Source organism: Escherichia sp. KTE114 (genome assembly GCF_000407765.1).
Taxonomy (GTDB): Bacteria; Pseudomonadota; Gammaproteobacteria; order Enterobacterales; family Enterobacteriaceae; genus Escherichia; species Escherichia ruysiae.
Genome location: NZ_KE136626.1, coordinates 1,930,505 through 1,943,751 on the forward strand (window position 1 = coordinate 1,930,505; position 13,247 = coordinate 1,943,751).

13 protein-coding genes are annotated in these 13,247 nt (G+C 52.5%); 9 read left to right on the forward strand and 4 right to left on the reverse strand.

Annotated features, from left to right (window positions below):
* Positions 1-58 precede the first annotated feature (58 nt).
* The 3 genes from caiB to caiT all read right to left on the reverse strand — a co-directional run bounded on the left by caiB (position 59) and on the right by caiT (position 4,093).
* Positions 59-1,276 carry an L-carnitine CoA-transferase gene (gene caiB, locus WC5_RS11670; RefSeq protein WP_000349920.1) on the reverse strand — a complete coding sequence of 406 codons (1,218 nt, stop codon included), beginning with the start codon at positions 1,274-1,276 and terminating at the stop codon, positions 59-61.
* A 129-nt stretch (positions 1,277-1,405) separates the two neighbouring features.
* Positions 1,406-2,548 (reverse strand): crotonobetainyl-CoA dehydrogenase, encoded by a 1,143-nt coding sequence (gene caiA, locus WC5_RS11665; RefSeq protein WP_000347117.1) that lies wholly within the window; start codon positions 2,546-2,548, stop codon positions 1,406-1,408.
* Between the two features lie 30 nt (positions 2,549-2,578).
* The gene (gene caiT / locus WC5_RS11660; RefSeq protein WP_000650972.1) at positions 2,579-4,093 is read right to left on the reverse strand and encodes an L-carnitine/gamma-butyrobetaine antiporter; all 1,515 of its coding nucleotides are present in this window, start codon (positions 4,091-4,093) and stop codon (positions 2,579-2,581) included.
* Positions 4,094-4,565: 472 nt separating this feature from the next.
* Here caiT and WC5_RS11655 point away from each other — a divergent pair, with 472 nt between their 5' ends.
* The 9 genes from WC5_RS11655 to WC5_RS11620 all read left to right on the forward strand — a co-directional run bounded on the left by WC5_RS11655 (position 4,566) and on the right by WC5_RS11620 (position 13,125).
* Positions 4,566-5,336, forward strand: coding sequence for an electron transfer flavoprotein (locus WC5_RS11655; protein WP_000692177.1), 771 nt, complete (start codon positions 4,566-4,568; stop codon positions 5,334-5,336).
* Positions 5,337-5,350: 14 nt separating this feature from the next.
* Positions 5,351-6,292 (forward strand): electron transfer flavoprotein subunit alpha/FixB family protein, encoded by a 942-nt coding sequence (locus tag WC5_RS11650; RefSeq protein WP_001091502.1) that lies wholly within the window; start codon positions 5,351-5,353, stop codon positions 6,290-6,292.
* 50 nt (positions 6,293-6,342) lie between these two features.
* Positions 6,343-7,629 (forward strand): FAD-dependent oxidoreductase, encoded by a 1,287-nt coding sequence (locus WC5_RS11645; protein WP_001287713.1) that lies wholly within the window; start codon positions 6,343-6,345, stop codon positions 7,627-7,629.
* Positions 7,626-7,913 (forward strand): ferredoxin-like protein FixX, encoded by a 288-nt coding sequence (gene fixX / locus WC5_RS11640; protein ID WP_000203741.1) that lies wholly within the window; start codon positions 7,626-7,628, stop codon positions 7,911-7,913. Before WC5_RS11645 ends, fixX begins: the two co-directional genes overlap by 4 nt.
* A 58-nt stretch (positions 7,914-7,971) precedes the next feature.
* Entirely contained in the window at positions 7,972-9,303 is a 1,332-nt protein-coding gene (locus WC5_RS11635; RefSeq protein WP_001183199.1) for an MFS transporter, read from the forward strand.
* A 107-nt stretch (positions 9,304-9,410) separates the two neighbouring features.
* Positions 9,411-9,941 carry a glutathione-regulated potassium-efflux system oxidoreductase KefF gene (gene kefF, locus WC5_RS11630; RefSeq protein ID WP_000600737.1) on the forward strand — a complete coding sequence of 177 codons (531 nt, stop codon included), beginning with the start codon at positions 9,411-9,413 and terminating at the stop codon, positions 9,939-9,941.
* Positions 9,934-11,793 carry a glutathione-regulated potassium-efflux system protein KefC gene (gene kefC, locus WC5_RS11625; protein WP_000377118.1) on the forward strand — a complete coding sequence of 620 codons (1,860 nt, stop codon included), beginning with the start codon at positions 9,934-9,936 and terminating at the stop codon, positions 11,791-11,793. The genes kefF and kefC overlap by 8 nt, the downstream gene beginning before the upstream one ends.
* A 194-nt stretch (positions 11,794-11,987) precedes the next feature.
* On the forward strand, positions 11,988-12,467 hold the full coding sequence (gene folA / locus WC5_RS0122235; RefSeq protein ID WP_024192202.1) for a type 3 dihydrofolate reductase: 480 nt from the start codon (positions 11,988-11,990) through the stop codon (positions 12,465-12,467).
* Positions 12,468-12,510: 43 nt separating this feature from the next.
* The gene (locus tag WC5_RS11620) at positions 12,511-13,125 is read left to right on the forward strand and encodes a plasmid pRiA4b ORF-3 family protein (RefSeq protein ID WP_001058975.1); all 615 of its coding nucleotides are present in this window, start codon (positions 12,511-12,513) and stop codon (positions 13,123-13,125) included.
* Here the strand turns inward: WC5_RS11620 and WC5_RS25880 are convergent.
* Positions 13,102-13,230, reverse strand: coding sequence for a hypothetical protein (locus WC5_RS25880; protein ID WP_016231573.1), 129 nt, complete (start codon positions 13,228-13,230; stop codon positions 13,102-13,104). The two genes, WC5_RS11620 and WC5_RS25880, sit on opposite strands and share 24 nt — an antisense overlap.
* Positions 13,231-13,247: the final 17 nt, after the last annotated feature.

The following is a 13,247-nucleotide window of genomic DNA, read 5'->3' on the forward strand; positions in this document are numbered from 1 at the left end:
TTTTGTTCGTTTGTTATTGGGCGGGCGCTAGTCAGGCAAGCCGACTGACGCCACGCGTTTAGTCCTCAACTTTGGCCAGACCTTTGCTGACCAACTCCTGAATGTCGTTTTCGCTGTAGCCGATATTTTTCAAAATGGCAGCCGTGTCCATGCCATGTGAGGGCATTCCGCGCCAGATTTGTCCGGGGTTATTTTTGAATTTCGGCATGATGTTCGGCCCTTTGCAGGTGCGACCATCCATCGTTTGCCACTGAGTGATTGATTCACGAGCCACATACTGTGGATTGCTTTCCAGTTCCGGTACGGTCAGTACTTTGGCACAGGCGATATTCAGTTCGGCAAAGCGTTCTTTAACTTCTGCGATGGTATGTGCTGCCAGCCAGGCATCGAGTTTCTCTTCTACCAGTGGTCCGTAAGGGCATTCGATACGGTGGATAAGCTGAGTGCCTTCCGGGATTTCCGGCGTACCGAGTAGATGTGCGAGGCCAATATCTTTAAAGCACTCTTCAATTTGGGTAATGCCCACCAGTTCCATCACGATGTAGCCGTCGGCGCATTTATACAGACCGCAACCGGCGTAGTAGGGATCTTTACCTTTGCTCATGCGCGGGCACATTTCGCCGCCGTTGAAGTAATCCATCATGAAGTACTGACCCATGCGCAGCATCACTTCATACATGGCGATGTCGATACTTTCGCCTTTACCGGTTTCACGCACTTTGTGCAGTGCCGCCAGCGCCGCCGTGGTGGCGGTCAGGCCGGAGAAGTAATCGGCGGTATACGGGAAGGCAGGCATTGGCTGGTCAAGATCACCGTTCTGAATCAGGTAACCACTGAAGGCCTGGGCGATGGTGTTATAGGCCGGAAGATTGGTGTACTCCTCGGTGCCGTACTGCCCAAAACCGGACAAGTGAGCGATAACCAGTTTCGGGTTGTGCTGCCACAGGACTTCATCAGTAATACCACGGCGGGCAAAGGCCGGGCCTTTACTGGCTTCGATGAAGATATCGGTGGTTTCCATTAATTTCAGAAACGCTTCGCGGCCTTCATCTTTGAAAATATTTAACGACAGCGCGTGCAAATTGCGGCGGGAGAGCTGCGGGTAGTTCGGTTGAACGCGAATGGTGTCGGCCCAGGCGACGTTCTCGATCCAGATAACTTCCGCACCCCATTCTGCGAACATTTGCCCGGCAAACGGTCCGGCGATTTCGATACCGGAGAAGACAACGCGCAATCCGGCCAGCGGTCCGAATTTCGGCATGGGTAGATGATCCATTATTTGCTCCTGAAAAATTTATGTAGCGCATGACTGCCGGATGCGGCGTAAACGCTTTATCCGGCCTACATTCGTGCTCCCGTAGGTCTGATAAGACGCGGCAAGCGTCGCATCAGGCAGCGCACGGACTTAGCGGTATTGCTTCAGCACCGCGCGACCCAGCGTCAGGATCTGCATTTCGTCAGATCCCCCGGAAACGCGGTCTACACGCAGGTCACGCCAGAAGCGGCTGATGCGGTGGTTGCCCGCAATCCCGACACCGCCCAGCACCTGCATTGCGCTATCCACCACTTCAAACGCTGCATTGGCGCAGAAGTATTTACACATCGCCGCATCGCCAGAGGTGATGGTGCCGTTGTCTGCTTTCCATGCTGCTTCATACAGCATGTTTTTCATGGAGTTTAATTTGATCGCCATGTGGGCGAATTTTTCCTGAATCAACTGGAAACGACCAATTGCCTCGCCAAACTGCACGCGCTGATTGGCGTAGCGCGCTGCATCTTCAAAGGCGCACATTGCCGTACCGTAGTTGGTCAGGGCTACCAAGAAACGTTCGTGGTCGAACTCTTCTTTGACGCGGTTAAAGCCGTTACCTTCCCGACCGAACATGTCTTTCTCGTCCAGTTCTACATCGTCAAAGGTGATTTCACAGCAGCTATCCATACGCAGACCGAGCTTCTCAAGTTTGGTCACTTTGATGCCCGGTTTGCTCATATCAACAAACCATTCGGTGTAGACAGGTTTGTCCGGAGAAGCCCCGTCGCGCGCCATCACCACGATGTACGGGGTGTAGGCGCTGCTGGTAATAAAACACTTACTACCATTAAGATAAATCTTACCATTTCTACGGGTATAAGTCGTTTTCAGGCTACCCACGTCGGAGCCAGCGCCCGGTTCAGTAATCGCCGAGTTCCACATCTGCTTACCCGTGCCACGGAACGCCATAATCTTGTCGATCTGCTCTTGTGTGCCTTCGCGCAGGAAGGTGTTAAACCCGCCCGGCAACTGGTACAGCACGTAGGTTGGCGCCCCCAGACGCCCCAGTTCCATCCACACAGCGGCAAGCGTGACGAATCCCGCGTCCAGACCACCGTGCTCTTCCGGGATCAGCAGGCTATCGATACCCATATCCGCCAGTGCTTTGACAAAACGTTCCGGGTAGACGCTGTCACGGTCACACTCGGCAAAATAGGCCTCCCAGTTTTCGCTGGCCATCAGTTCACGTATACCGGCGACAAACAGTTCCTGCTCATCATTTAAATTAAAATCCATCTTTCAACCTCTTGATATTTTGGGGGTTAATTAATCTTTCCAGTTCTGTTTCGCGTCTTTAATAAAGGAGAGCGTCACCATAATGTTGACGAAGAACAGCGGGCATCCTCCGGCGATAATGGCGGTTTGAATCGGTTTCAGGCCGCCGAGCGCCAACAGAACGATGCCGATAATGCCAACCAGGATTGACCAGCCGATACGTACCAGCAGTGGCGGTTCTTCGCCGTCGCGTACTTCGCGGCAGGTGGACATCGCCAGGGTATAAGAGCAGGCGTTAACCAGCGTAACGGTGGCAATAAAGCAGAGAATGAAGAAGCCCCACATGGTGGCGGTGCTGAGCGGCAGAGCGGCCCAGGTTTCGATGATGGCGCGCGCCACACCGTACTGTTCGATCAGGTTCGGAATGTTGATGATGTTTTTATCCATCAACAGCAGAGTGTTACTGCCGAGTACGGTCCACAGGATCCAGGTGGACGCTGTTAGTCCCAGCACCATGCCGAAGCACAGTTCACGCACGGTACGACCACGGGAGATACGGGCGAGGAAGATACTCATCTGGATGGCGTAAATCACCCACCATGCCCAGTAGAACACGGTCCAGCCCTGCGGAAAGCCGCCTTTGGCGATAGGGTCGGTATAGAACAACATGCGCGGCAGATACATCAGCAACATCCCCACCGAGTCGGTGAAGTAGTTCATGATGAAGCTGGCACCGCTGACAATGAACACCCAACCCAGCATCAGGAAGCTCAGGTAACTACGCACGTCACTGGCGATACGTACCCCTTTTTGCAGACCGCAGGCGACGCAAATGGCGTTGAGGATAATCCAGCAGGTAATGATGATAGCGTCCAGTTGCAGGGTATGCGGAATGCCAAACAACCATTGCATACACTCGGTCACCAGCGGCGTGGCAAGGCCCAGACTGGTGCCCATCGCGAAGATCAAGGCGACGAGATAGAAGTTATCGACAATAGTACCGAACAGCCCTTTGGCGTGTTTTTCACCTACCAGCGGCACCAGGGTGGAGCTGGGGCGAATCACTTCCATTTTGCGGACAAAGAAGAAGTAAGCGAAGGCGACGGAAAGGAAGCTGTAAGTGGCCCACGGCAACGGCCCCCAGTGGAACAAGCTGTAGGCCAGTCCCAGCTCTTTCGCGCCGGTTGAGTTCGGTTCTAAGCCAAACGGCGGGGTAGAGATGTAGTAGTAGATCTCAATAGAGCCCCAGAACAGTACGGCAGCAGACGTACAGGAGGCGAACATCATAAAGATCCAACTGGCGGTGCTAAATTCCGGTGGTTCGTTACCTAAACGCTTTTTGGCATATGGGCCAAACACCAGCCAGAACCAACCGAAAAGCATCACCACCATATACCATTCAAATGCCCATCCCCATACATTGGTGACGTAACTGAATACAGCATTAATAACGACATTCGCCGCATCCAGATCTCTGACTGTAAGCCAACAAAGTATGCCGACGATTATTAACGGCGGAAAGAAAACCTTCGGTTCTATTCCCGTTTTTCTCTTTTCATCTTTCATGAGTTAATTCCACTGTGAAAACGAATATTTATTTTGCGTTCCCGTTTGTTTTATTTTTGTTAACATTTAATATAATTATTATTAACCTCGTGAACGCGTTGATGGCTAACTCATAATGGGTATTCAGTTAGCCGTATTCTGTGATGGTAGTCACGTTTTTCTATCGGGTGAAAGCAGGGTGTTTTGATGTAAATATTCCTTGTTAATCAATTTATTATGTTTGATTATGAGTAAAAAAATAGCATCTGACTTTCAATATTGGTGATCCATAAAACAATATTGAAAATTTCTTTTTTCTACGCCGTGTTTTCAATATTGGTGAGGAACTTAACAATATTGAAAGTTGGATTTATCTGCGTGTGACATTTTCAATATTGGTGATTAAAGTTTTATTCCGGAATTAAATGGCGTGATATCTGTAATTAACACCACCGATATGAACGACGTTTCCTTCATGATTTCTGGAGATGCAATGAAGATTATTACTTGCTATAAGTGCGTGCCTGATGAACAGGATATTGCGATCAATAATGCTGATGGTTCATTAGACTTCAGTAAAGCCGATGCCAAAATAAGCCAATACGATCTGAACGCTATTGAAGCGGCTTGCCAGCTAAAGCAACAGGCAGCAGAGGCGCAGGTGACGGCCTTAAGTGTGGGCGGTAAAGCCCTGACCAACGCCAAAGGGCGTAAAGATGTGCTATCGCGCGGCCCGGATGAACTGATTGTGGTGATTGATGACCAGTTCGAGCAGGCACTGCCGCAACAAACGGCGAGCGCACTGGCTGCCGCCGCCCAGAAAGTAGGCTTTGATTTGATCCTCTGTGGCGATGGTTCTTCCGACCTTTATGCCCAGCAGGTTGGTTTGCTGGTAGGCGAAATCCTCAATATTCCTGCAGTTAACGGCGTCAGCAAAATTATCTCCCTGACGGCAGATACCCTCACCGTTGAGCGCGAACTGGAAGATGAAACCGAAACCTTAAGCATTCCGCTGCCTGCGGTTGTTGCTGTTTCCACTGATATCAACTCCCCACAAATTCCTTCGATGAAAGCCATTCTCGGCGCGGCGAAAAAGCCAGTCCAGGTATGGTCGGCGGCGGATATCGGTTTTAACGCAGAGGCAGCCTGGTCAGAACAACAGGTTGCCGCGCCGAAACAGCGCGAGCGTCAGCGCATCGTGATTGAAGGCGACGGCGAAGAACAGATCGCCGCATTTGCTGAAAATCTTCGCAAAGTCATTTAATTACAGGGGATGCTATGAACACGTTTTCTCAAGTCTGGGTATTCAGCGATACCCCTTCTCGTCTGCCGGAACTGATGAACGGTGCGCAGGCTTTAGCTAATCAAATCAACACCTTTGTCCTCAATGATGCCGACGGCGCACAGGCAATCCAGCTCGGCGCTAATCATGTCTGGAAATTAAACGGCAAACCGGACGATCGGATGATCGAAGATTACGCCGGTGTCATGGCTGACACTATTCGCCAGCACGGCGCAGACGGTCTGGTGCTGTTGCCAAACACCCGTCGCGGCAAATTACTGGCGGCAAAACTGGGTTATCGCCTTAAAGCGGCGGTGTCTAACGATGCTAGCACCGTCAGCGTACAGGACGGTAAAGCGACAGTGAAACACATGGTTTACGGTGGTCTGGCGATTGGCGAAGAACGCATTGTCACGCCGTATGCGGTACTGACCATCAGCAGCGGCACGTTCGATGCGGCTCAGCCAGACGCGTCACGTACTGGCGAAACGCACACCGTGGAGTGGCAGGCTCCGGCTGTGGCGATTACCCGCACGGCAACCCAGGCGCGCCAGAGCAACAACGTCGATCTCGACAAAGCCCGCCTGGTGGTCAGCGTCGGTCGCGGTATTGGCAGCAAAGAGAACATTGCGCTGGCAGAACAGCTTTGCAAGGCGATAGGTGCGGAGTTGGCTTGTTCTCGTCCGGTGGCAGAAAACGAAAAATGGATGGAGCACGAACGCTATGTCGGTATCTCCAACCTGATGCTGAAACCTGAACTGTACCTGGCTGTGGGGATCTCCGGGCAGATCCAGCACATGGTTGGCGCTAACGCGTCGCAAACCATTTTCGCCATCAATAAAGATAAAAATGCGCCGATCTTCCAGTACGCGGATTACGGCATTGTTGGCGACGCCGTGAAGATCCTTCCGGCGCTGACCGCAGCTTTAGCGCGTTGATCCACTCAGGCAGGGCTGTATTTCGGCTCTGCCGCTGACAGGGAGTTCTTATGTCCGAAGATATCTTTGACGCCATCATCGTCGGTGCAGGGCTTGCCGGTTCGGTTGCCGCACTGGTGCTCGCCCGCGAAGGGGCGCAAGTGTTAGTTATCGAGCGTGGCAATTCCGCAGGTGCCAAGAACGTCACCGGTGGGCGTCTCTATGCCCACAGTCTGGAACACATTATTCCTGGTTTCGCCGACTCCGCCCCCGTAGAACGCCTGATCACCCATGAAAAACTCGCGTTTATGACGGAAAAGTCAGCGATGACCATGGACTACTGCAATGGCGACGAAACCTCGCCATCCCAGCGTTCTTACTCCGTTTTGCGCAGTAAATTTGATGCCTGGCTGATGGAGCAGGCTGAAGAAGCGGGCGCGCAGTTAATTACCGGGATCCGCGTCGATAACCTCGTACAGCGCGATGGCAAAGTTGTCGGCGTAGAAGCCGATGGTGATGTGATTGAAGCGAAAACGGTGATCCTTGCTGATGGGGTGAACTCCATCCTTGCCGAAAAGCTGGGGATGGCAAAACGCGTTAAACCGACGGATGTGGCGGTTGGCGTGAAGGAACTGATCGAGTTACCGAAGTCGGTTATCGAAGACCGTTTTCAGTTGCAGGGTAATCAGGGCGCGGCTTGCCTGTTTGCGGGTTCCCCCACTGATGGCCTGATGGGCGGCGGCTTCCTTTATACCAATGAAAACACCCTGTCGCTGGGGCTGGTTTGTGGTCTGCATCATCTGCATGACGCGAAAAAATCGGTGCCGCAAATGCTGGAAGATTTCAAACAGCATCCGGCAGTTGCACCGCTGATTGCGGGCGGCAAGCTGGTGGAATATTCCGCTCACGTAGTGCCGGAAGCAGGCATCAACATGCTGCCGGAGTTGGTTGGTGACGGCGTATTGATTGCGGGTGATGCCGCCGGAATGTGTATGAACCTCGGTTTTACCATTCGCGGTATGGATCTGGCGATTGCCGCCGGGGAAGCCGCAGCAAAAACCGTGCTTTCAGCGATGAAAAGCGACGATTTCAGTAAGCAGAAACTGGCGGAATATCGTCAACATCTTGAGAGTGGCCCGCTGCGCGATATGCGCATGTACCAAAAACTACCGGCGTTCCTTGATAACCCACGCATGTTTAGCTGCTACCCGGAACTGGCGGTGGGCGTGGCGCGTGACCTGTTCACCATTGACGGCAGCGCGCCGGAACTGATGCGCAAGAAAATCCTCCGCCACGGTAAGAAAGTGGGCTTCATCAATCTAATCAAGGATGGCATGAAAGGAGTGACCGTTTTATGACTTCTCCCGTCAATGTGGACGTCAAACTGGGCGTCAATAAATTCAATGTCGATGAAGAGCATCCGCACATTGTTGTGAAGGCCGATGCTGATAAACAGGCGCTGGAGCTGCTGGTGAAAGCGTGCCCCGCAGGTCTGTACAAGAAGCAGGATGACGGCAGTGTGCGCTTCGATTACGCCGGATGTCTGGAGTGCGGCACCTGTCGCATTCTGGGGCTGGGGTCGGCGCTGGAACAGTGGGAATACCCGCGCGGCACCTTTGGTGTGGAGTTCCGTTACGGCTGATGTTGGTTTGATACGTAACGCCGTACTGACTCTCATTGCAAAAAAACAGGAATAACCCATGCAACCGTCCAGAAACTTTGACGATCTCAAATTCTCCTCTATTCACCGCCGCATTTTGCTGTGGGGAAGCGGTGGTCCGTTTCTGGATGGTTACGTACTGGTAATGATTGGCGTGGCGTTGGAGCAACTGACTCCGGCACTGAAACTGGACGCCGACTGGATTGGCTTGCTGGGCGCGGGAACGCTCGCCGGGCTGTTTGTCGGTACATCGCTGTTTGGCTATATCTCCGATAAAGTCGGACGGCGCAAAATGTTCCTCATTGATATCATCGCCATCGGCGTGATATCGGTGGCGACGATGTTTGTCTCATCCCCCGTAGAACTGCTGGTGATGCGGGTACTCATCGGCATTGTCATTGGCGCGGATTATCCCATCGCCACCTCAATGATCACCGAGTTCTCCAGCACCCGTCAGCGGGCGTTCTCCATCAGCTTTATCGCCGCCATGTGGTATGTCGGCGCGACCTGCGCCGATCTGGTCGGTTACTGGCTTTATGATGTGGAAGGTGGTTGGCGCTGGATGTTGGGTAGCGCGGCGATCCCGTGTTTGTTGATTTTGATTGGTCGATTCGAACTGCCTGAATCTCCCCGCTGGCTGCTACGCAAAGGGCGAGTAAAAGAGTGCGAAGAGATGATGATCAAACTGTTTGGCGAACCGGTGGCTTTCGATGAAGAGCAGCCACAGCAAACCCGTTTTCGCGATCTGTTTAACCGTCGCCATTTTCCGTTTGTTCTGTTTGTTGCTGCCATCTGGACTTGCCAGGTGATCCCAATGTTCGCCATTTACACCTTTGGTCCGCAAATCGTTGGTCTTTTGGGGCTGGGCGTCGGCAAAAATGCGGCGCTGGGAAATGTGGTGATTAGCCTGTTCTTTATGCTCGGCTGTATTCCGCCGATGCTGTGGCTAAACACTGCCGGACGGCGTCCATTGTTGATTGGCAGCTTTGCCATGATGACGCTGGCGCTGGCGGTTTTGGGGCTGATCCCGGATATGGGGATTTGGCTGGTGGTGATGGCGTTCGCGGTGTATGCCTTTTTCTCTGGCGGGCCGGGTAATTTGCAGTGGCTTTATCCTAATGAACTCTTCCCGACGGATATCCGCGCTTCTGCCGTGGGGGTGATTATGTCCTTAAGCCGGATTGGCACCATTGTTTCGACCTGGGCGCTGCCGATCTTTATCAATAATTACGGTATCAGTAACACGATGCTAATGGGGGCGGGTATCTCGCTGTTTGGCTTGTTGATTTCCGTAGCGTTTGCCCCGGAAACCCGTGGGATGTCACTGGCGCAGACCAGCAATATGACGATCCGCAGGCAGCGAGCGGGGTAATTTATTCAGAATTCTCTCTTTTCTGAATCAATATTATTGACTATAAGCCGCGTGAATATGTGACTACACTTTGTGGGAAAACAAAGGCGTAACCGCGCAGGCTAACTATGATTCTCATAATTTATGCGCATCCTTATCCGCATCATTCCCATGCGAATAAACGGATGCTTGAACAGGCAAGGACGCTGGAAGGCGTCGAAATTCGCTCTCTTTATCAACTCTATCCTGACTTCAATATCGATATTGCCGCCGAGCAAGAGGCGCTGTCTCGCGCCGATCTGATCGTCTGGCAGCACCCGATGCAGTGGTACAGCATTCCACCGCTCCTTAAACTTTGGATCGATAAAGTCCTCTCGCACGGCTGGGCTTACGGTCACGGCGGTACGGCGCTGCATGGCAAACATTTGCTGTGGGCGGTGACGACCGGCGGCGGGGAAAGCCATTTTGAGATTGGCGCGCATCCGGGCTTTGATGTGCTGTCGCAGCCGCTACAGGCGACGGCGATCTACTGTGGGCTGAACTGGCTGCCGCCGTTTGCCATGCACTGCACCTTTATTTGTGACGACGAAACCCTCGAAGGGCAGGCGCGTCACTATAAGCAACGTCTGCTGGAATGGCAGGAGGCACATCATGGATAGTCATACGCTGATTCAGGCGCTGATCTACCTCGGTTCGGCGGCGCTGATTGTACCCATTGCAGTACGCCTCGGTCTGGGATCGGTACTTGGCTACCTGATCGCAGGCTGCATTATTGGCCCGTGGGGGCTGCGGCTGGTGACCGATGCCGAATCTATCCTGCACTTTGCTGAAATCGGCGTGGTGCTGATGCTGTTTATCATTGGCCTCGAACTCGACCCACAAAGGCTGTGGAAGCTGCGTGCGGCGGTGTTCGGTGGTGGCGCGTTGCAGATGGTGATTTGTGGCGGCCTGCTGGGGCTATTCTGCATGTTACTTGGGCTGCGCTGGCAGGTAGCGGAACTGATCGGCATGACGCTGGCGCTCTCCTCTACGGCGATTGCCATGCAGGCGATGAATGAGCGTAACCTAATGGTGACGCAGATGGGACGCAGCGCCTTTGCGGTACTGCTGTTCCAGGATATTGCCGCAATCCCGCTGGTAGCGATGATCCCGCTACTGGCGGCGAGCAGCGCCTCGACGACGATGGGCGCATTTGCTCTCTCGGCATTAAAAGTGGCGGGCGCACTGGTGCTGGTAGTATTGCTGGGGCGCTATGTCACGCGTCCGGCGCTGCGTTTTGTTGCCCGCTCTGGCTTGCGGGAAGTATTCAGTGCCGTGGCGTTATTCCTCGTGTTTGGCTTTGGTTTGCTGCTGGAAGAGGTTGGCTTGTCGATGGCGATGGGCGCGTTTCTGGCGGGCGTACTGCTGGCAAGCTCGGAATATCGTCATGCGCTGGAAAGCGATATCGAACCGTTCAAAGGTTTGCTGCTGGGGCTGTTTTTCATTGGCGTTGGCATGTCGATAGACTTTGGCACGCTGCTTGAAAATCCATTACGCATTGTCATTTTGCTGCTTGGTTTCCTCATCATCAAAATCGCCATGCTGTGGCTAATTGCCCGGCCGTTACAGGTGCCGAATAAGCAGCGTCGCTGGTTTGCGGTGCTGTTAGGGCAGGGTAGTGAGTTTGCCTTTGTGGTGTTTGGTGCAGCGCAAATGGCAAATGTGCTGGAGCCGGAGTGGGCGAAATCGCTGACCCTGGCGGTGGCGCTGTCGATGGCGGCAACGCCGATTCTGCTGGTGATCCTCAATCGCCTTGAGCAATCTTCTACTGAAGAAGCGCGTGAAGCCGATGAGATTGACGAAGAACAGCCACGGGTCATTGTTGCTGGATTTGGACGTTTTGGGCAGATCACCGGACGTTTACTGCTCTCCAGCGGGGTAAAAATGGTGGTGCTCGATCACGATCCTGACCATATCGAAACGTTGCGCAAATTCGGCATGAAAGTGTTTTACGGCGATGCCACGCGGATGGATTTACTGGAATCTGCCGGAGCGGCGAAAGCAGAAGTGCTGATTAACGCCATCGACGATCCGCAAACCAATCTGCAACTGACGGAGATGGTGAAGGAGCATTTCCCACATTTGCAGATTATTGCCCGTGCCCGCGATGTTGATCACTATATCCGCCTGCGCCAGGCAGGCGTTGAAAAGCCGGAGCGTGAAACTTTCGAAGGCGCGTTGAAAACCGGGCGGCTGGCGCTGGAAAGTTTAGGTCTTGGGCCATATGAAGCGCGAGAACGCGCGGATGTGTTCCGCCGCTTTAATATTCAGATGGTGGAAGAGATGGCAATGGGCGAAAACGACACCAAAGCCCGCGCGGCAGTCTATAAACGCACCAGCGCGATGTTAAGCGAGATTATTACTGAGGATCGCGAACATCTGTCATTAATTCAACGGCATGGCTGGCAGGGAACCGAAGAAGGCAAACATACCGGCAACATGGCGGATGAGCCAGAAACTAAGCCATCGTAATCAGAAAGTGTGATGTAGCACACGCTTTACAACTAACTGTTTGTTTTTGCGCAACTGTAATGAGGCGAGTCCAGGGGCATAGCGTGGACTCGCCAGCAGAATATAAAATTTTCCTCAACATCATCCTCACGCCAGTCGACGAAGGTTTACGCTTTACGTATAGTGGCGACAATTTTTTTTATCGGGAAATCTCAATGATCAGTCTGATTGCGGCGTTAGCGGTAGATCGCGTTATCGGCATGGAAAACGCCATGCCGTGGAACCTGCCTGCCGATCTCGCCTGGTTTAAACGTAACACCTTAAATAAACCCGTGATTATGGGGCGCCATACCTGGGAATCCATCGGTCGCCCGCTGCCTGGGCGCAAGAATATTATCCTCAGCAGCAAGCCAGGTACGGACGATCGCGTAACGTGGGTTAAATCGTTGGATGAAGCCATCGCCGCGTGTGGTGACGTACCGGAGATTATGGTGATTGGCGGTGGACGCGTTTATGAGCAGTTCCTGCCCAAAGCGCAAAAACTGTATCTGACGCATATCGACGCAGAAGTGGAAGGCGACACCCATTTCCCGGATTACGAGCCGGATGACTGGGAATCGGTATTCAGCGAATTCCACGACGCCGATGCGCAGAACTCTCACAGCTATTGCTTTGAGATTCTGGAGCGGCGGTAATTTTTCTCCAGATAAAGGGTTTACATGGCATAAGGAGACCGATGTGAATAACTTTTATCAGCTTAAAATTACGCTTAAAGATGTCGAACCGGCAGTCTGGCGCCGGTTTGTTGTTCCCGCCAATCTGACGCTTGATCGATTACACGATGTTGTGCAGATCGTCATGGGTTGGGATGACTGTCATTTGCATAATTTTAAATTTAAAAAGCAAATTTATACGGAATTCCCCGAAGCGGTAAATGAGGCTGATGAAGCTGAAATTCGGCTTAACGAACTGCTTAAGAGTAAGGGGAATAAATTAACCTACACCTATGATTTTGGTGATGGCTGGGAGCATGAAATCGTCCTTGAAGATAAAAACTACTTTTGGGATGAAATGCAGACTCCCTTTGAGTGCGTGGAAGGCTTGATGATGTGCCCTCCTGAAGATAGCGGTGGGCCTGAAAGTTATATGCATTTTCTGAAGGTGATTTTTGATCCGCAGAATAACGAAGAAGAGTATGAAGAGTATCTTGAGATACTGGGCCTGCAAGAAGAGAGTGAAATTGATATTAAGGAATTCATTTTCAGCTATGACTGTGATGGCGTGAATGCCGCCCTGCGATTATATGCCCGCTGGTCGCGAGATCGCGCGTTACCCTTCGATGACGATTATTAAGCCATACAAAGAAGCGCGGCGTTTTTTTGCCGCGCTGCGTTGTTTGAAAATACCGATGCCATTTGTTATTTCATGGACTTGCAGAATATCAAAATAGTCAGCCATTATTCCTCCCTGAATGG

Bases quoted from the DNA above. Each gene is read 5' to 3' on its own strand.
- caiB (WP_000349920.1), bottom strand. From the start codon at position 1,276: ATGGATCATCTACCCATGCCGAAATTCGGACCGCTGGCCGGATTGCGC.
- caiA (WP_000347117.1), bottom strand. From the start codon at position 2,548: ATGGATTTTAATTTAAATGATGAGCAGGAACTGTTTGTCGCCGGTATA.
- caiT (WP_000650972.1), bottom strand. From the start codon at position 4,093: ATGAAAGATGAAAAGAGAAAAACGGGAATAGAACCGAAGGTTTTCTTT.
- WC5_RS11655 (WP_000692177.1), top strand. From the start codon at position 4,566: ATGAAGATTATTACTTGCTATAAGTGCGTGCCTGATGAACAGGATATT.
- WC5_RS11650 (WP_001091502.1), top strand. From the start codon at position 5,351: ATGAACACGTTTTCTCAAGTCTGGGTATTCAGCGATACCCCTTCTCGT.
- WC5_RS11645 (WP_001287713.1), top strand. From the start codon at position 6,343: ATGTCCGAAGATATCTTTGACGCCATCATCGTCGGTGCAGGGCTTGCC.
- fixX (WP_000203741.1), top strand. From the start codon at position 7,626: ATGACTTCTCCCGTCAATGTGGACGTCAAACTGGGCGTCAATAAATTC.
- WC5_RS11635 (WP_001183199.1), top strand. From the start codon at position 7,972: ATGCAACCGTCCAGAAACTTTGACGATCTCAAATTCTCCTCTATTCAC.
- kefF (WP_000600737.1), top strand. From the start codon at position 9,411: ATGATTCTCATAATTTATGCGCATCCTTATCCGCATCATTCCCATGCG.
- kefC (WP_000377118.1), top strand. From the start codon at position 9,934: ATGGATAGTCATACGCTGATTCAGGCGCTGATCTACCTCGGTTCGGCG.
- folA (WP_024192202.1), top strand. From the start codon at position 11,988: ATGATCAGTCTGATTGCGGCGTTAGCGGTAGATCGCGTTATCGGCATG.
- WC5_RS25880 (WP_016231573.1), bottom strand. From the start codon at position 13,230: ATGGCTGACTATTTTGATATTCTGCAAGTCCATGAAATAACAAATGGC.